Raw genomic sequence first — 16,522 nt, forward strand, 5'->3', positions numbered from 1 at the left:
ACGCCAGATTTCCGGCGATTGTGGTTGCACCTGCCTGACGTCCGGCCCGGGAGGCGCGGCGGCAGGTCACAGGGCATGGAGAAGGCGTCAAGCAGGGTCGCGTCACGCTGAGGGCGCGAGTCGCGACATTCCCTCACGACGCTCTCGGGAGTGATTCGGGCCCTTTCTGTCGTGCCGGACGGTGCCGCCACGAGGGCGGAACGCATTCGGCACGCTGCGCGATTTCGCCGGTTCTCTCCGCATTGCCCGCGCACGTTGAATTCTCGCCGGAACACCGGTCCCGTCCTGGCCGTGTCACGGTCAGGACGGGACCGGCTCGTCAGGCGCGCTTCCAGAAGGGAGCGCGCGGCGGCTTCTCCCCGGAGCCGCCGCCCGAGCCGCCGCCGGGGCCGCCGCCCGTCAGGGACGTGAGGACCTCGATGGCGTGCCGCCGCAGTGCCGTCAGGTCCGTGCCCGGACGCTCGGCCGCCTCCAGCTCGCGCGCCAGGTCCGACAGCTCCGTGTGACCGCCCAGGTACGCCGACAGGGCCGCCAGCCGGGAGCCGAGGTCGGCCAGGTAGAGGGCGTCGGCCGTGTGCAGCGCGCTGAGCCGGTCGAGCTCCGCCACGAGCTGTCCCCGTACCGACCCCAGCTCGCGCGAGGCGCGCCGGGCGGGACGCGGCGCAGCCCCCGGCCGCCCGAACATCGGGCCCCGCGGTCCCACCGAACCGCCCGAGGAACCTCCGTACCCTCCGGCGCCGCCCGCGCCGCCGCCCCCGCCCGCGGGGGCACCCGGAGCGGGGCCCGGGCTCATCGGGATTCCCTGGTCCAACGCCGCCTCGAACGTCGGCGAGGACGCCCGCATCGGGCTCGGCGCCGACATCACCGCGGCCTGGGCCATGAACCCGGGCATCGGCGGCGCCGACGGCATCTCCCAGCCGCTCGGCGGCTCGACCGGCTGGATGACCCGGTGCTCCGGCCCGCCCTCGGCCACCGTCCTGCTGTCCACCGCCACGTACGCCGTGAACCTGCACAGCACGCCGTGCTCCAGCGAGACGCGGACGATCCGCGCCTCCAGCTCGTGCTCGCCCATCGCGTACCGGTCCTCCAGCTCGCGCAGGTGCGCGCGGGCCCAGACGGCCCGCAGGGCCGGGTTGTCCACGGCCGTCCCGGCGACCTGCCGCTCCCACGGCTCGCCCGCCGCCAGGCCGCGCACGGTCACCGGCCCGCCGCCCCGGTGACGCCCGTACACCCGCAGCGGCACGCCCGGGAAGATCGAGCCCAGATGCGTGAGCGTGCCCGGCACCACGTCGAGGCCCTTGAGCTCCAGGTCCGTGACCAGGGGTGCGCCGATGCGCCGGTGGATCTGCTCCATGGCGGCGTCGAGCCGGTCCTCCGACTCGACCAGCTCGCACCGGCCCGCGCCGAGCCCGGCGAGCCTGCCGAGGAAGCCGGCGTTCACGGCGCGGTCGATGCCGACGGCGTGGACGCGCATGGCCGACAGCGCGCCGCCGGCCTGCTCCAGGATCTGGTCCTCGTTGCCCACCTGGCCGTCGGTGACGAGGACGAGCACCCGCTCGCGGCCCTCGGCGGGCGGCAGCAGCGACACGGCCTCGCGCAGCGGCTCCAGCAGCTCGGTGCCGCCCCGGGCGTCCACGCGGGACAGGTGCTCGACGGCGCGGTACCGGTTGCGGTCCGACGCCTCCACGAGCCCCTCGAACGGCTGCTCCACCACCGAGTCGAACGTCAGCACCGCGAACCGGTCCGCGGAGGTGAGGGTGTCGACGATGCGGGCGGCGGCCCGCCGGGCGGCGACCATCTTCCAGCCCGCCATGCTGCCCGAACGGTCCAGCAGCAGCACCAGGTCACGGGGGGCGCGCGGCGCCTCCAGCGCGGGCGGGACGACGGTCAGCGCGAACGTCCCCTCGCCGCCGGAGGTCTCGCCGGTGCTCTCGCCGGGGGTCTCGCCGGTGTCGAGCTGGAGCGAGGTCGAGGCGTCGAACGCCAGCCTGAGGATGAAGTCCCGGTCCAGCCGCTCGCCGGGGCGCAGCCGTACCGTGTGGGCGTCCTCCTCCACGACGTGCAGGCTGGAGGAGACGTCGCGCAGGTCCAGCCCGGCGGGGTCGAGGGTCACGGCCAGCGACAGCCGCACCGGCGAGGGGAAGCCGGGCAGCAGCACCGGCGGGGTGATCCGCGAGGCGTCGGGCACCGCGCCGGTGTCGGGCGCCGTGCCGTCCCCGGCGGACGTGCCGTCGAGCGGTGTCCCAGGGATGTAGCGGGGCGCCACCACCAGCGGGAAGCGGAACGTGGCCGCGCCGTCCTCGTACGGCAGCGGCTGGCTGAGCGACATCCGGACGGTGACCCGCTCGCCGGGCAGGATGTTGCCCACCCGGATCGTGAACACGTCCGGCCGCTCCTCCTCGGCGATCGCCGCCCGCCTGCCCTCGCGCAGCGCCCGGTCGTAGTCGGCCCGCGCCTGGCCGCGCTCCTTGAGCACGCCCTCGATCACCCGGTCGTCGGCCTCCATCCGGAACGCCGTCACGGCCGCCCGGTCGGGGAGCGGGAAGACGTACGTGGCCTCCAGCGTGACGTCGAACGGGTTCCGGAAGCCCTGGGCCACCTCCACCCCGGCGACCAGACCGGAGATCGCGGCCGAGACGTCCACGCTCTCCAGCGGCAGGTTGCCCCGGTCGGTGCGCAGGGCGCCGAACCCGGCGTCCGGCACGGGCCGGCACCGTTCGGCCTCGAGTGGAACGATCTTCATGCGAGCTTCCTCTCTTGGAGTACTGCCAGCAGCGGGGCGGCCGCGCCGAGCACGGCCTGGACGTCGTCGGTGGAAGGGACGCGGCCCGCGCCGTCGAGCACCAGCGTCACGCCGGGCGCGATCCTGATCCCGCGCACCAGCCCACCGGCCGCCGCCGCGTCGTCGGCGGCGATCGAGGTCACGGCCGGCGTCACGGCCGGGGTCGCGGCCGGGGTCGGGGTGCGGCCGCTCGGGGGGCGCGTCCAGAAGCGGGCCTGCTCGCCCTCCGGGGAAGCGCCGCCCCGGGGGTCCGGAGCGGAGATGCCGTCGGGACGGGGCGCGGGGACGGCCTTCGCGGCCGGCCGGGCAGCCGGGGGGCCTTCCGGGCGCCCGCCCGGAGGCACGGCGGTGTCCGGGTGACCCGCCGTCTCCAGCATGGCGTCCGTGGCGCCCGCCAGGGCCACCTGGATGTCGGCGATCGACAGCCCGGCGGCCTGCAGGCGCTTGACGGCGACGAGCTGCAGCAGGTGGCGCCGGCCGTACCGGGCGACCCTGCCGCGCCGGGACAGCGGCGGGTCCACCAGGCCGATCGTCGTGTACCACCTGATCAGACGCTCGCCCGGGACCTCACGCACCCGGCCGTTGCCGTTCGGCCCGCCGGCCCGCAGCAGGCCGGCCGCCCGCTCCGCCAGCTCACCGATGGTCCAGGTCTCGTCCATGCCTCCACAATGACACTGTCACTGTTGCAGTGTCAATATGCAGGATTAAAGCGGGCGAAATGGTTCAGAAGAAGGAGAGATGTCCTACTACGGGGAGGAAGAACATCATGGTGCAGATCACCGGACCGCTCTCGGGCGAGGCGAAGAGCACGGTGGCCGAGTGCCTGCAGGGCGCCCTGGTCGACCTCATCGACCTGTCGCTCGTCGCCAAGCAGATGCACTGGAACATCGTCGGGCCGAACTTCCGCTCGATCCATCTCCAGCTCGACGAGCTGGTCTCGCTGGCGCGCGAGCACGCCGACACCGTGGCCGAGCGCGCGGCGGCGCTGGGGATCAACCCCGACGGCCGCTCCTCCACCCTGGCCAAGAGCACCAAGCTGGCGCAGCCGGAGAGCGGCTGGGTCGAGGACGGCAAGGTCATCGCCACGATCACCGACATCCTCGACGGGGTCGGACGGCGTATGCGGGAGCGGATCGAGCAGACGGAGGAGCCCGACCCGGTCACCCAGGACGTGCTCATCGCGATCGCGCAGGACATCGACAAGGAACGCTGGATGTTCCAGGCCCAGCGCTGACCGCGTCGCGTCGGCGAAGCCCGGGAGCCCGCGCGGCCCCCGGGCTTCTGCTGCCGGAGGGCAGGGGGACGTGGGCGATATGCCCGGTTGCGAGGGGCCGGTGGGCCGGGGTTCGCGTGCTGTTCGGTGTCCGGGATCCCGCCATTCATGTCCATGCGGTCGACTAGCGTGGACCCAGAGGGAGGCCTGACCATGTCCCGCAAGACTCTCCTCCGCACGGGCCCGCTCCGCCGGGAGGCGGTGGGCCCGTACGGCCCGCTCGCACCGTACGGCGGCGACGGGCTGGTCCTGCCCGCCGGGTTCACCGGCCGGGTGGTGGCGCGCACGGGCCGGAGGGTGGCCGGCCTGACGTGGCACGCGGCGCCCGACGGCGGCGCCTGCTTCCCCGACGGCAGCGGCTGGATCTACGTCTCCAACTCCGACCTGCCGCTGCTCGGCGGCGCCGCGGCGATCAGGTTCGGGCCCGGCGGGGCGGTGGCCGACGCCTACCGCATCCTGTCCGGCACCGACCTCAACCGCGCGGGCGGCGCCACCCCCTGGAACACGTGGCTGTCGTGCGAGCTCGGCCACCGCGGGCGGGTCTTCGAGTGCGACCCGTACGGCACCCGCGCCGCCCGCCCCCGCCTGGCCATGGGCCGCTTCAAGCACGAGGCCGCCGCGTGCGACCCCGACCGGGAGGTCGTCTACCTCACGGAGGGGGAGGCCGACGGGTGCTTCTACCGGTTCGTGCCGGGCGACTGGGGCGACCTGACCGAGGGCCGGCTGGAGGCGCTGTGCGTCTCGGGCGAGTGGCGGCCGGTGCCGTCACCCGCCGCGCTGCTGAAGGCCGCGCGCCACCAGGTGGAGGAGGCGCGCCGGTTCGACGGCGCCGAGGGCTGCCACTACGCCGGCGGCGTCTGCTACTTCACCACGAAGGGCGACCGCGGCCTGTGGGCCTACGACGCGCAGACGTCCACGATCGAGCGGCTGTGCGAGGGCGTGCGGGCCGTCACCGCCGCCCCGTCCGGCGACCTGTACGTGGCCAGGGACACCATGCAGATCGACGTCATCACCCCCGACCGGACGATCAGCCCGTTCCTGCTGCTGGAGGGCCACGGCGCGTCCGAACCGGCCGGGCCCGCGTTCTCGCCCGACGGCTCGCGGCTGTACTTCTCCTCCCGGCGCGGCCCGGCGGGCGACCCGGCGGACGGCCACACCTTCGAGGTGGCCGGTCCCTTCCGTCACTGATCTCCGCTCAGGTAGCGCACGAGCATGACCTTCAGCTCGTCCACGAGCTCCTCCGCCCGCTGCGGCGCAGCCGTGGTGACGAGCGGCATGACCGCCTTCACGGCCGCCACCGCCATCGTGCCGAGCGTGAGCGCCCGGGCCGGCTCCAGGCCGGGGGAGCGGCGCCGCAGCATGGCCGCGACCTGCCCGGCGATCGCCTCGTGCAGCCGCGCCGCCGCGGCGGCGAGCTTGTCGCCGGTCGCCGAGCCGTACAGCAGGGTCCAGTACGCGGGCGAGCGCGTCTTGAACGCCACGCTCTCGTCCACGAGCCGGCCGACGAGCGCCTCCAGCGGCACCTCCGGCGTGACCTCCGCCAGCCTGGCCGCCCAGAACTCCTCCCGCTCGTCGGTGTAGCGCGCCACCAGCCCGTCGAGGATCTCCTCCTTGTTGCGGAAGAACTGGTACAGCGACCCCGGTGACAGCCCGGCCCGGGCCGCGACCTGGTTGGTCGTCAGCTCCGGGTACCCCACGTCGGCGATCACCAGCTCCGCCGCGTCCAGGATCTCCGCCATGCGCCTCAGTCCGCGCGCCTGCCTGCGCACCACGCGCTCAGTCATGGCGGCCCTCCCCGTTGACAAATGCGAGCTTTTGCTTGTATTTCTAGCCTCGACGAATGAAACACGAGTAGATTACCGACTTTTTCGGGGAGCCCGCATGACCAACCCGACCGCGCCCGTGGTCCCGGAGACCGGCCCTCCGCCGACCGAACGCGAGGGCGGGCCGTCCCTGCGCCGGCTCGGTCGCCTCCTCGCCCGGCGGCGCGGCACGGTGCTCGCGCTCGCCCTTGCCCTGCTGGTGGCCGCCGCCGCCCTCACGGCCGGCACGGTGCCACGCCTGTCGCTGGCCCGGTTCGAGGCGCCCGGCTCCGAGTCCGACCAGGCGCAGGCCGAGCTGACAACGCGGTTCGCCACCGGCAGCCCAGACCTGATCTTCCTGGTCAGTCCCAGGACCGGGACCGTGGACGATCCCGCCGTCGCCGAGGCGGGCCGGGCGCTCACCGCCCGCGTCGCCCGCTCGTACGGCGTGGCCGAGGCCGCGTCGTACTGGACCCGCGGCGACTCGGCGACCCTGCGCAGCGAGGACGGCCGGCACGCGCTGATCGTCGCGCGCGTCCCCGGGGACGCCGGCCACGTCAGGCAGGACGTGCTGCCCCGCCTGGTGCCCGAGATCACCCGGGGCGACGCGCTCCTCCAGGTGCGGGCCGGGGGAGGGGAGGAGGTGTTCCGCCAGACCGTGCCGCTGGCCCGCCAGGACTTCGTCCGCGCCGAGCTGGTCATCTTCCCGCTGGTGTTCGTCCTGCTCTGGCTCTACCAGCGGCGGGTCGCCGCGGCCCTGGTGCCGATCCTGGCCGGGGTGTTCGCCATGGTCGTCGGGCTGGCGCTGCTGCGCGGGGTGCTCGCGTTCGCGGAGATCTCCACGTTCGCCCTCAATCTCACGCTGGCGATGGGTCTCGGGCTCGGCGTCGACTACTGCCTGTTCATGATCGCCCGCTTCCGCGAGGAGGCGCGGCGCGGGCTGGACCGGGTGGAGGCGGTCGCCGCGGCCGTCGAGCACGCGGGGCGGACCGTGCTCTTCAGCGGGCTGACCGTGGCCGCCTCGCTGGCGGTGCTGTTCGTGCTGCCGTTCGGGTTCCTGCGCTCGTTCGCGTACGCGGGCATCGCCGTCGTCGCCGGAGGGGTGGTCGCGGCCGTGCTCGTGCTGCCGGCCGTCCTCGCCTACGCCGGCGGCGCGATGCTGCCCCGGCGGGGCGGGCGGGAGGGGGTCGGCGGCTTCTGGCACGCGCTCGCCGGCCGGGTGATGCGCCGGCCACTGGTCTTCGGGGGCCTGGCGACCGCGCTGCTGCTCCTGCTCGCGTCGCCGTTCCTGGGGCTGCGGTTCGGCGTGGCCGACGACCGCGTCCTGCCGGCCGACGCCCCGGCCCGGCAGACTCAGGAGGTCATCCGGCAGGGCTTCCCCGCCGAGGAGACCGACGCCATCCAGATCATCTCCAGGGGCCGGGCCGCCTCCCCGGCCGCCGGCGGGCCGGTGGACGCCTACGCCGTGGCGCTGTCGCGGCTGCCCGGCGTGGCCCAGGTCGACTCGGCGGCCGGCTCGTACGCGGAAGGCCGGCGGACCGGCGCCGCAGACCCGGCCCGCTTCACCGGCAAGGAGGGCACGTGGCTGTCGGTCGTGCCCTCGGCCGAGGCGCTGGCCGGCGACCCGGTGCGACTGGTGACGGCCGTGCGGGCCGTCGAGCCGCCGTTCCCCGTGCTGGTGGGCGGCTATCCGGCGGAGCTGGCGGACTACCGGGCCTCGGTCGTGGACCGGCTCCCACTGGTCCTCGGGCTGATGCTGGGCGTCACGTTCGTCCTGCTGTTCGCCATGACCCGCAGCCTGCTCATCCCGGTCAAGGCGACCGTGCTCAACCTGCTCAGCCTCGGCGTCATGTTCGGCGCGCTCGTCTGGGTCTACCAGGACGGGCACCTGTCCGGCCTGCTCGGGTTCACGCCCACGGGCAGCCTCGACCCCAGCATCCCCATCCTCATGCTGTGCATCGCGTACGGCCTGTCCATGGACTACGAGGTGTTCCTGCTGTCCAGGATCGAGGAGGAGTACACCAGGACGGGCGACACCACGGAGGCCGTGGCGGCCGGCCTCCAGCGGGGTGCGCCTCTGATCACCGCGGCGGGCGGCATCCTGGCGCTGTCCTTCGCCGCGTACGCCACCGCCGGGGTGACGTTCGTGCAGATGCTCGGCGTCGGCATGGCGGTCGCCGTGCTGGTGGACGCGACGGTGATCAGGGCGGTGCTGGTGCCCAGCCTGATGCGGCTGGCCGGGCCGCTCAACTGGTGGCCGGGCAGGCGACGCTGACGGGCCGGGTCTGCCGGTGGCCGGGAAGGCGGCGCCGACGGACCGGGTCCGTCACAGGTCGCGGGACCAGATCTCGTCGACCACCTCGACGCCGTTCTCCCGGCCCTTCTCGCTGGACTCCAGGACGAATCCCAACCCCGCGTAGATGCGCCGGGCGCTCACCAGGCAGTCGCGGGTCCACAGTGTGATCCGCTTGTGGCCGGAGTCCGCGGCGTGGCGCACGCACTCCTCGACGAGCCGCCGCCCGAGGCCCAGCCCCCGGGCGGACGGCTCGACCAGCAGCATCCGCAGCTTGGCGGTGCGGTCGTCGACGTGCTCGAAGAACACGCAGCCCAGCCGCTCGCCGCCCGCCTCGGCGATCCAGCCCGCGTCGCGGGCGGAGAAGTCCAGCTTCCCCATGAGCCCGGCCACGGTCCGCTCGAACGCGATGCCCCAGCCGTACTCGCGGCTGTAGACGTCGGCGTGCCGCTGGACGGCCCAGCCGAGGTCGCCGGTGCGCGGCGGCCGGATCACGAACGGTTCGCGCCCCGGGGCGTCGCCGAGCAGCCGCCTGATCGCCGCCATGGCCGTCATCAGCCGCTCCTGGTCGCTCTCGGCCATGCCGCCGAGCATCCTCTCGATCTCCTCGGCGGACCGGGCGTCAAGCGTGCGGAACGTGGTCGTGCCCGCCTCGCTGAGCCGTACGACCTGCTTGCGCGCGTCGGCGGCCGACCGCTCACGCGACAGCAGCCCGTCGCCCTCCAGCCGGGTGAGGATCCGGCTCAGGTAGCCCGCGTCGAGCCCCAGCAGCCCGCGCAGTTCCCCGGTCTCCATCGGCTCGGCGTGCGCCAGCTCGTACAGCACCCGCGCCTCCGTGAGGGAGTACGCCGAGTCGTGCATCCCCGCCTGGAGAACCCCGATGACCTTCGTATAGAACCGGTTGAAGGCTCTGATCTCAGAAACCCTTGCTTGGGTCAACGAATTCATTGCTCTAGTCAACCATGAGAGGACGCTTGTCGTGAAGCACCTGTACATCGGCGGATACGGCCCGGGCATCGTCACGGGTGACGGCGAGCTGACCCGCATCGCCTCGCCGTCATTCCTGGCCGCCCATCCCGATCTGCCGGTGCTGTACGCGGTGGGGGAGCTGGAGCAGGGCTGGCTCACGGCGTTCCGGGCCGAGGACGGCCTGTCGCCGCTGGCCGAGCGTCCCAGCGAGGGCCGGTTCCCGTGTCACGTGGCCGTCCACCCGTCCGGCACGCTCCTCGCGGTCGCCAACTACGGCGACGGCACCCTCTCCCTGCACCGGCTCGACGAACGCGGGGCCTTCACCGGCGCGGCGGTCGCCCTGCGCCACGAGGGCTCCGGCCCCGTGGCCGACCGCCAGGAGGGCCCGCACGCCCACCAGGCGGTCTTCCACGAGGACGTCCTGCACGTCAGCGACCTCGGCACGGACGAGATCCGCCGCTACACGCTCGACGGGGAGCCGCTGGAGCCGCTGCGCCTGCCGCCCGGCACCGGCCCGCGCCACATGACCTTCGCCGGGTCGCGCCTGTACGTCGTGGGCGAGCTGGACGGCGTCGTCACCGCCATCGACGGCGGCAGCCGCGTGACCGGCGCCGCCTCGCGGGCGGCCGCCGGCAACCAGCCGTCCCACCTGGAGGTGGCGGGAGACTTCGTGTACGTGGCCAACCGGGGCCCGGACACCGTCTCCGTGCTGCGGGCCGACGACCTGACCCCGGTGACGGAGGTGCCCTCCGGCGGCGCCTGGCCGCGCCACTTCGCCATCGACGGCGACCGGATGTACGTGGCCAACCAGCATTCGGGCGGGGTGACGGTGTTCGCGCTGGAGGACGGGGTGCCGGTGCCGACGGGGGAGGCGTACGAGGTGGAGAGCCCGGGCTGCGTGCTGCCGGTGTGACGGTCGCGGCCGGGTACGGGGGCCTTAAGGAGTGGGTCAAGTGGCGGCCGGGCCGGTCCGGGGTCGTGACGATGGGGTCCCGTGCGTACGTCTCCCGCTACCAAGGCGTCGTCGCGGGGCTTGCCCGTCGGCGTTCCCGCGTTCGGTGTCCCCGCGTCCGGTCCCCCGGCGTTCAGGATCATGGTCGCCGGGCTGGCGCTCGTGCTCGCCGCCGGGTGCGGCGCCGCCCCGCCGCCCGGTCTCGCCCCGCCCCCGAGCCCCTCGCCGCTGCCCACCCCCGCCGTCTCCGGCCGGCCTTCGGAGAGTGGGGCGGGCCCGGGCGTCGAGGGGCCGGGTGGCGGTGGACGGGCGGCCGGGCCGGCCGGTCCGGGACGCGAGCGGCAGGGGGCGCGCGGCGCGCGGGCCGCGTGGCGCGTCGGCGAGCAGGGCGGCGAGCACGAGATCGAGGGCTACGCGGACCGCGTCAGCGTGCTGCCGGGCGAGCGGTTCCGGCTGCTGGTGTCCACGACCGCGCCCACCTTCACCGCGCAGGCCTTCCGCATGGGGGCGCGTCCCGAGCCGGTCTGGCGGTCCGAGGCCGTTCCGGGGGTACGGCAGGCGGCGCCCATCACCGTCGGCGGCATGGTGACCGCCGCCCACTGGCGGCCCTCCCTGACCGTGGACACCACCGGCTGGCGGGAGGGCGTCTACCTGGTGCGGCTCGACGCGTCCACCGGGGGCGGCCGGTACGTGCCGATCACCGTCCGCTCCGCCTCCGCGCGGGGCCGCGTGGTCCTCGTCAACGCGGTCACCACCTGGCAGGCGCACAACACCTGGGGCGGCCGGGACCTCGCGACCGGCGGCGGGTCCGCGCCGAAGGTCACCTTCGACCGGCCGTACGACGGGACGGGCGCGGACTTCTTCACCGCCTACGAGCGGCACGCCGTCGCCGTGGCCGAGCGGAGCGGGGTGCCGCTGGCGTACCTGACCAGCGTGGACCTGGCGCCGGGCGCGTTGCGCGGCGCGCGGGCCGTGGTGTCCCCCGGATGGGACGCGTACTGGTCGCCGGACATGCGCGCCGCCCTCACGCGTGCCGGCCGGAGCGGCGCGCCCCTCGCCTTCCTCCACCCCGGCCCCGGCCGTACCCGCGTCGGCCTGTACGGGCGGCTGATCCGCTGCGAGGGCCCGTGCCCGCGCTGGAAGGCGCCGGGCCCGGCACGGACGCCGCTCGGCCTGCACGAGCTGCTGCGACGGATCGCCCGCGACCGCACGCCAGGCCCGCGCCTCCTCCCGTCCCCGCCGGCGAGGAACGAGGCCGGCTAGCCGCGGTCGCGGAGGATGGCGGCGAGTGCCTCCCTGATCTCCCGCTCCGCCGCCTCCTTGGTCACGCCGAGCCCTTCCAGCACCGTCGCCACCGGGTGCGCCGCCGGGCCCTCGCCCAGTGAGAGCACGCCCAGCAGCACGTGCTCCGTGCCGACGTAGTTGTGACCGAGCCGCAGCGCCTCGCGCAGCGTGAGCTCCAGCGCCTTCCTGGACTGCGGCGAGAACGGCGGCCCTCCGGCACCCGGCTCCGCCCCAGCGGGGGAGTCGTCCCCGGAGCCTTCGCCGGAGCCTTCGCCGGGCCGGGCGGAGGTGAGGCTCTCCATGGCCTGACGCACCGTGCCGGGTGGCGCGCCGAGCTTGTCCATCGCCTTCACGGCCAGGCAGTCCGGCTCGCTCAGCAGCCCGAGGACCAGATGCTCCGGCTCGATGTGCCGCGCCCCGGCCTCCCGGGCCCCCGTCTGCGCGGCCACGATGACGGCCCGGGTCCGCTCGGTGAAGCGCCCGTACGAGCGCAGGTCCTCGGCCAGCGAGGTCTCCTTGGGCACGAAGCGCTTCTGGGCGGCCTGCTTGGTCACGCCCATGCTGCGCCCGATCTCAGTCCACGAGGCGCCGGAGTGCCGGGCCCGGTCCACGAAGTGGCCGATCAGGTGGTCGGCCACCTCACCGAGCTGCTCACCCAGCACGACGGCGTCGGCGAGCTGCCCCAGCGGGTCGCCGTCGGGGTGACGGCTCTTGATCGCGTTGATGAGTTCGTCGAGGCGAACGGTTCCATCCATGCGTCAACCATAGGTTGACGATAGCCGAACGTCAACCGAAGGTTGACGCCTTCTTCGGCGCTCTCCATGGGCATGGACGCGTGGACGTGCAGATCTGGTGCGCGGGCGGCGGGTCGCTCGCGGCGAGAGGGTCAGCGCGGGGACGGCAGGACGGACAGCTCGCAGGCGTAGGCGTCGGCCGGTGCGCTCAGCGCCCAGACGATCATCGCGGCCAGCGTCCGCGGCCGGATGCACGCCTCGGGATCGTACGGGCGCCCGAAGGCGCTCCTGACCTCACCCAGCAGGTCGGTGGCCGTCGCCGCGGGATAGATCGTGGTGACGCGTATCCCATGGACGGCCTCCTCCTCGCGCAGCGAATCGGCCAGTTCGCGCAGTGCCGACTTGCTGGCGACGAACGCCGACCAGCGGGGGACGCCGGTCATCCCGGGTGAGGCGTTGACGAAGATCACATGTCCCCTGGACCGCCGCAACGCGGGCAGCGTCAGTCGTACCAGCTCGGCGGCGGAGGCCACGTTCACCGCCATCGTCCGCCGCCACGTCTCGGGACCGGCCTCGGCGACGGCCTCGACGGGGGAGATCCCCGCGCAGTGCACCACCGCCCGCACGTCCGCCAGCTCGCCCGCCTCCTCCAGCGTGCCCACGGCGGCGGCCAGTGTCCCGGGTTCGGCCAGGTCCGCCTCGATCCCGCGCACGTCCAGCCGCCCGACATCGCGCCCCACGGCGATCACCCGATGCCCGGCGCCCATGAGCGCGCCGACCAGCGCGGTCCCGATCCCTCCGGTGGCTCCGGTCACCAGTACATCTCCCACGGCGGCTCCCGTCCTTCGCGGTGCGACAGCTGATCATCGCCCTCGGGGGAAGCGGCGCACAACCATCCGGGCTTCTCCTTGTACGAGCGGCGGCCGTGACGGTGCACGAGCCGGCACGACCCACGGCGAAGATCGTCCTCCCGGATTGTGCCGCGCGCGACCCGGGTAGGGAAGCGGCAGGCGAAGTCCTGAGGGCCTGGCGATCACTACGCCCCGCGTTTGGTCTAGACCAGTGCCCGCGGATGTGGGCACAATGCGGTTCTGGTCGTGTGAAGCCCAACGGGAGGAACCCGTCATGCGTATTGGAGTGCTGACCGGGGGCGGCGACTGCCCTGGTCTCAACGCTGTCATCAGGGCCGTCGTCCGCAAGGGAGTCAGCGTCTACGGCCACGAGTTCGTCGGGTTCCGCGACGGCTGGCGCGGGCCCCTCGAAGGCGACACGATGCCGCTGGACATCCAGGCCGTGCGGGGCATCCTGCCGCGCGGCGGCACGATCCTCGGCTCCTCGCGCACCAACCCCATCAAGATCGAGGGCGGCGTCGACCGGATCAAGGAGAACCTCGCGTCGGGCGGCGTCGACGCGCTGATCGCCATCGGCGGCGAGGACACGCTGGGGGTCGCCCGGCAGCTGTTCGAGCGCGGCGTCAAGGTCGTGGGCGTGCCCAAGACCATAGACAACGACCTGTCCGGCACCGACTACACCTTCGGCTTCGACACGGCCGTCAACATCGCCACCGAGGCCATCGACCGGCTGCACACGACCGCCGAGTCCCACCACCGCGCGCTGATCTGCGAGGTCATGGGCCGCCACGCCGGATGGATCGCGCTGCACGCCGGCATGGCGGGCGGCGCCAACGTCATCCTCATCCCGGAGAAGCCGTTCGACATCGACCGGGTCTGCGAGTACGTCGAGTCCCGCTTCCGTACCCGCTACTCGCCCATCCTCGTGGTCGCCGAGGGCGCCCACCCGATCGAGGGACAGATGGCGCTCCAGGCCGGCGAGCTCGACGCGTTCGGCCACGTACGGCTGGGCGGCATCGGCGAGGTGCTGGCCAAGGAGATCGAGAAGCGCACCGGCAAGGAGGCCCGCACCACCGTGCTCGGCCACATCCAGCGCGGCGGCACGCCGACCGCGTTCGACCGGGTGCTGGCCACCCGGTTCGGGCTCCAGGCCATCGACGCGGCCCACGAGGGCGACCACGGCACGATGGTCGCGCTGCGCGGCACCGACATCGTCCGCGTCAGCCTCGACGAGGCCACCTCCGAGCTGAAGACCGTGCCGGTGGAGAGGTACGCCGAGGCCGAGGTCTTCTTCGGATAGCGGAGCCCGGGCGGGCATGCGGGCCGGAAGCGACCTGTAAGCCGCCTGCAAGCGGCGGGCCGTACCTTCGGAGCCGAGGGGTCACCGACGATCCCCTTCGGGGTACGGCTTGCGCCGCGGCGAGTTGGCGGCCCACTACGCGACGCGAGCCGTACCCAGGAGACGCCCGCCCGGAAGGTCACGGGGGCGGCCACGGGCGGCGTCATCCACGGGGCGTGCCGAACAGATCTGTTTCCGGCGCGCCCCTTTCACGTCCCAGCATGCGGTCCTGGAACTCCCGCTCGGCGCGCACCTCCCGCTCCGACGGCGACAGCAGCACGGCCAGCAGCAGGCCCACGGTCACCACGCTGACGCCGACGACGAGCGGCACCAGGAAGTCGATCGGCTCGGTGCCCCCGACGGTCGTCCCGCCGGAGTGCACCTCCACGGCCATGGCGTACATGCCGGTGTAGTGCATGCCGGAGACGGCCGCACCCATGACCAGGGCCGCTCCGCCGGTACGCAGGGCGCCCCGGACGCGCAGCGAGAACCACAGCGCGGCCGTCGCCGCCGCGATCGCGATCGCCACCGACAGGACCACGGTGACGGGGTCGTAGGAGATGTGGCCGTCCAGGCGCATCCCGGTCATGCCCAGGTAGTGCATGCCGGCCACACCGAGGCCCGTCAGGACGCCGCCCGCGATCAGGTGCGAGCCCTGCCGATCACCCGCGACGCGCGAGCCCTGCTCGCCACGCACGATCGGACGCGAGCCCTGCTCGCCACCCGCGATCGGACGCGAGCCCTGCTCGCCGCGGCGGAAGACCAGGAACAGCCCCGCGCCCACCACCGCCACGGCGAGCAGCGCGGAGGCGGCGGTCAGCGGGACGTCGTAGTGGATCTCCGCGCCCTCCACGGCGAAGCCGATCATCGCGATGAAGTGCATGGTCCAGATCCCGGTGCCGCCGATGGCGAGCGCCGCGCCGGCCAGCCAGAACCGGCTCTCCCGCCCGCCGATCAGGCGCGCCCGTGACGCCAGCAGCAGGCCGAGCAGCGAGCCGACGCTGGACATGGCGTAGGCGAGAACGGGAGTGAGTAACCCGTACGAGAACTGGTCGATCGACAACGTGAGCCCCCCTCGGCAATGCCTGGAGTATCGGGCTCGGCTCGACCGAAATCAACTACCTACGGCGAGATCGTGATCTCTTTCCGGAAGGCTGCTGCCGGGGGTCGGCGGCGGGCTCGGGCGATTGGGGCTGCCCGGCGGGCGTGCCGGGGAACGGGATGACGGGCGCGCCCTGTCCGGGCTCCGCGCGGGCGTCAGGATACGGACGGCCGGAGTAAGGGGCCTGCTGCGGTCCGGGGGTGAAGGAATCGGGCGCGGGGGAGCCGTGCGGGTGAGCCCCGGGAGCGAAGGGCTGGTCGGCGACGGGCGCGGCGAACAGCGGGCCGCCCCGCTGGCGCCGGCCGGTGCCGGTGATGGGAGTGGCCTCGGCGAGCGGGGTGTCGGTGAGCTGCTGCCGGGTGCGCCTGCGCTGCTCCAGGCGGGCCGTCAGCTCCGCGTCCTCGTTCAGCTCCTGCTCCGAGGGCGACAGGATCACCATGAGCAGCATGGTCAGCGTGATCAGGCTGATCACGGTCATCAGGGGCACCAGGAAGTCGAGCGCGTCGGCGCCGCCCACCACGCCGGGCTCGGGGTCGACCGTGACCATGAGCGCGTACATGCCGGTGTAGTGCATGCCGGAGACGGCCACGCCCATGACCAGGGCCGCGCCGGCGATCCAGACGGGGCTCTGGACCCGCATGGTGAACCAGAGGGCGGCGGTGGCGGCCACCACGGCGATGACCACCGAGGCGGCGACGAACGTGCGGTCGTAGGAGACGTGCGCGGACATGTTCATCGCGTACATGCCGAGGTAGTGCATGCTCGCCACGCCGAGGCCGGTCAGCAGACCGCCGCCGAGCAGCGCGAGCACCCGGCCGCGGCCGTACGACACGAGGAACAGGCCGGTGCCGACGACCACGATGGCGACCAGCGCGGAGGCGGCGGTCAGGGGCACGTCGAACCTGATCTGGGTGCCCTCGACCTGGAATCCCATCATCGCGATGAAGTGCATGACCCAGATGCCCGTGCCTCCGATGGAGACGGCCGCCCCGAGCAGCCAGCGCACCCGCGAGGCGCCGCGCGAGGCGCGAGCCTGAGCGGTCAGCCGCAGTCCGAGCATCGAGCCCATGCACGACATCACGTAGGCGAGGACCGGCGTGATGAGCCCATGGGTGAAGTGGTTAACAGCGGAAGACATACG

Annotated in this window: 14 protein-coding genes; 6 read left to right on the forward strand and 8 right to left on the reverse strand. The window is 73.7% G+C overall.

Annotation, left to right across the window (positions count from 1 at the left end; translation table 11 throughout):
* Window positions 1–319: 319 nt before the first annotated feature.
* Window positions 320–2,743, reverse strand: a complete 2,424-nt coding sequence (locus tag ABZS51_RS18080) for a VIT domain-containing protein (protein ID WP_355441931.1) — start codon at window positions 2,741–2,743, stop codon at window positions 320–322.
* A complete protein-coding gene (locus ABZS51_RS18085) occupies window positions 2,740–3,441 on the reverse strand; it encodes a helix-turn-helix domain-containing protein (RefSeq protein ID WP_355441935.1) in 702 nt (233 codons plus the stop codon). The genes ABZS51_RS18080 and ABZS51_RS18085 overlap by 4 nt, the downstream gene beginning before the upstream one ends.
* Window positions 3,442–3,548: 107 nt before the next feature.
* Here ABZS51_RS18085 and ABZS51_RS18090 point away from each other — a divergent pair, with 107 nt between their 5' ends.
* Window positions 3,549–4,016, forward strand: a complete 468-nt coding sequence (locus ABZS51_RS18090) for a DNA starvation/stationary phase protection protein (RefSeq protein WP_355441938.1) — start codon at window positions 3,549–3,551, stop codon at window positions 4,014–4,016.
* A 192-nt stretch (window positions 4,017–4,208) separates the two neighbouring features.
* Window positions 4,209–5,243, forward strand: coding sequence for an alkaline phosphatase PhoX (locus tag ABZS51_RS18095; protein ID WP_355441940.1), 1,035 nt, complete (start codon window positions 4,209–4,211; stop codon window positions 5,241–5,243).
* Here the strand turns inward: ABZS51_RS18095 and ABZS51_RS18100 are convergent.
* A complete protein-coding gene (locus tag ABZS51_RS18100) occupies window positions 5,237–5,839 on the reverse strand; it encodes a TetR/AcrR family transcriptional regulator (RefSeq protein WP_355441943.1) in 603 nt (200 codons plus the stop codon). The genes ABZS51_RS18095 and ABZS51_RS18100 overlap by 7 nt on opposite strands.
* Window positions 5,840–5,936: 97 nt before the next feature.
* Here ABZS51_RS18100 and ABZS51_RS18105 point away from each other — a divergent pair, with 97 nt between their 5' ends.
* Window positions 5,937–8,132, forward strand: a complete 2,196-nt coding sequence (locus tag ABZS51_RS18105) for an MMPL family transporter (protein WP_355441945.1) — start codon at window positions 5,937–5,939, stop codon at window positions 8,130–8,132.
* A gap of 51 nt (window positions 8,133–8,183) precedes the next feature.
* Here ABZS51_RS18105 and ABZS51_RS18110 read toward each other — a convergent pair whose 3' ends face one another.
* A complete protein-coding gene (locus ABZS51_RS18110; protein WP_355441948.1) occupies window positions 8,184–9,011 on the reverse strand; it encodes a helix-turn-helix domain-containing GNAT family N-acetyltransferase in 828 nt (275 codons plus the stop codon).
* A gap of 118 nt (window positions 9,012–9,129) precedes the next feature.
* On the opposite strand from ABZS51_RS18110, the gene ABZS51_RS18115 reads away from it, so the two are divergent.
* Window positions 9,130–10,032 carry a beta-propeller fold lactonase family protein gene (locus ABZS51_RS18115; RefSeq protein WP_355441951.1) on the forward strand — a complete coding sequence of 301 codons (903 nt, stop codon included), beginning with the start codon at window positions 9,130–9,132 and terminating at the stop codon, window positions 10,030–10,032.
* A gap of 81 nt (window positions 10,033–10,113) precedes the next feature.
* Window positions 10,114–11,334, forward strand: coding sequence for a N,N-dimethylformamidase beta subunit family domain-containing protein (locus ABZS51_RS18120; RefSeq protein ID WP_355441954.1), 1,221 nt, complete (start codon window positions 10,114–10,116; stop codon window positions 11,332–11,334).
* Here ABZS51_RS18120 and ABZS51_RS18125 read toward each other — a convergent pair.
* Together ABZS51_RS18125 and ABZS51_RS18130 are read right to left on the reverse strand one after the other, a co-directional pair.
* Window positions 11,331–12,110: a Clp protease N-terminal domain-containing protein gene (locus ABZS51_RS18125; RefSeq protein WP_355441957.1), complete on the reverse strand. Its 780-nt coding sequence runs from the start codon at window positions 12,108–12,110 to the stop codon at window positions 11,331–11,333. The genes ABZS51_RS18120 and ABZS51_RS18125 overlap by 4 nt on opposite strands.
* Window positions 12,111–12,241: 131 nt before the next feature.
* On the reverse strand, window positions 12,242–12,919 hold the full coding sequence (locus ABZS51_RS18130) for an SDR family NAD(P)-dependent oxidoreductase (protein WP_355441959.1): 678 nt from the start codon (window positions 12,917–12,919) through the stop codon (window positions 12,242–12,244).
* Window positions 12,920–13,214: 295 nt separating this feature from the next.
* Here ABZS51_RS18130 and ABZS51_RS18135 point away from each other — a divergent pair, with 295 nt between their 5' ends.
* Window positions 13,215–14,240 (forward strand): 6-phosphofructokinase, encoded by a 1,026-nt coding sequence (locus ABZS51_RS18135; RefSeq protein ID WP_310714226.1) that lies wholly within the window; start codon window positions 13,215–13,217, stop codon window positions 14,238–14,240.
* A 202-nt stretch (window positions 14,241–14,442) separates the two neighbouring features.
* Here the strand turns inward: ABZS51_RS18135 and ABZS51_RS18140 are convergent, their stop codons facing one another.
* Window positions 14,443–15,342, reverse strand: a complete 900-nt coding sequence (locus ABZS51_RS18140) for an MHYT domain-containing protein (protein ID WP_355441962.1) — start codon at window positions 15,340–15,342, stop codon at window positions 14,443–14,445.
* A gap of 55 nt (window positions 15,343–15,397) precedes the next feature.
* Window positions 15,398–16,519, reverse strand: coding sequence for an MHYT domain-containing protein (locus tag ABZS51_RS18145; protein WP_355441965.1), 1,122 nt, complete (start codon window positions 16,517–16,519; stop codon window positions 15,398–15,400).
* Window positions 16,520–16,522 lie beyond the last annotated feature (3 nt).

The organism is Nonomuraea sp. NPDC005501 (assembly GCF_040605905.1).
Taxonomy (GTDB): domain Bacteria; phylum Actinomycetota; class Actinomycetes; order Streptosporangiales; family Streptosporangiaceae; genus Nonomuraea.

Excerpts from the sequence above, each read along its gene's own strand:
- ABZS51_RS18085 (WP_355441935.1), bottom strand. The coding sequence starts at position 3,441 with ATGGACGAGACCTGGACCATCGGTGAGCTGGCGGAGCGGGCGGCCGGC.
- ABZS51_RS18105 (WP_355441945.1), top strand. The coding sequence starts at position 5,937 with ATGACCAACCCGACCGCGCCCGTGGTCCCGGAGACCGGCCCTCCGCCG.
- ABZS51_RS18080 (WP_355441931.1), bottom strand. The coding sequence starts at position 2,743 with ATGAAGATCGTTCCACTCGAGGCCGAACGGTGCCGGCCCGTGCCGGAC.
- ABZS51_RS18110 (WP_355441948.1), bottom strand. The coding sequence starts at position 9,011 with ATGCACGACTCGGCGTACTCCCTCACGGAGGCGCGGGTGCTGTACGAG.
- ABZS51_RS18145 (WP_355441965.1), bottom strand. The coding sequence starts at position 16,519 with ATGTCTTCCGCTGTTAACCACTTCACCCATGGGCTCATCACGCCGGTC.
- ABZS51_RS18125 (WP_355441957.1), bottom strand. The coding sequence starts at position 12,110 with ATGGATGGAACCGTTCGCCTCGACGAACTCATCAACGCGATCAAGAGC.
- ABZS51_RS18135 (WP_310714226.1), top strand. The coding sequence starts at position 13,215 with ATGCGTATTGGAGTGCTGACCGGGGGCGGCGACTGCCCTGGTCTCAAC.
- ABZS51_RS18100 (WP_355441943.1), bottom strand. The coding sequence starts at position 5,839 with ATGACTGAGCGCGTGGTGCGCAGGCAGGCGCGCGGACTGAGGCGCATG.
- ABZS51_RS18095 (WP_355441940.1), top strand. The coding sequence starts at position 4,209 with ATGTCCCGCAAGACTCTCCTCCGCACGGGCCCGCTCCGCCGGGAGGCG.
- ABZS51_RS18090 (WP_355441938.1), top strand. The coding sequence starts at position 3,549 with ATGGTGCAGATCACCGGACCGCTCTCGGGCGAGGCGAAGAGCACGGTG.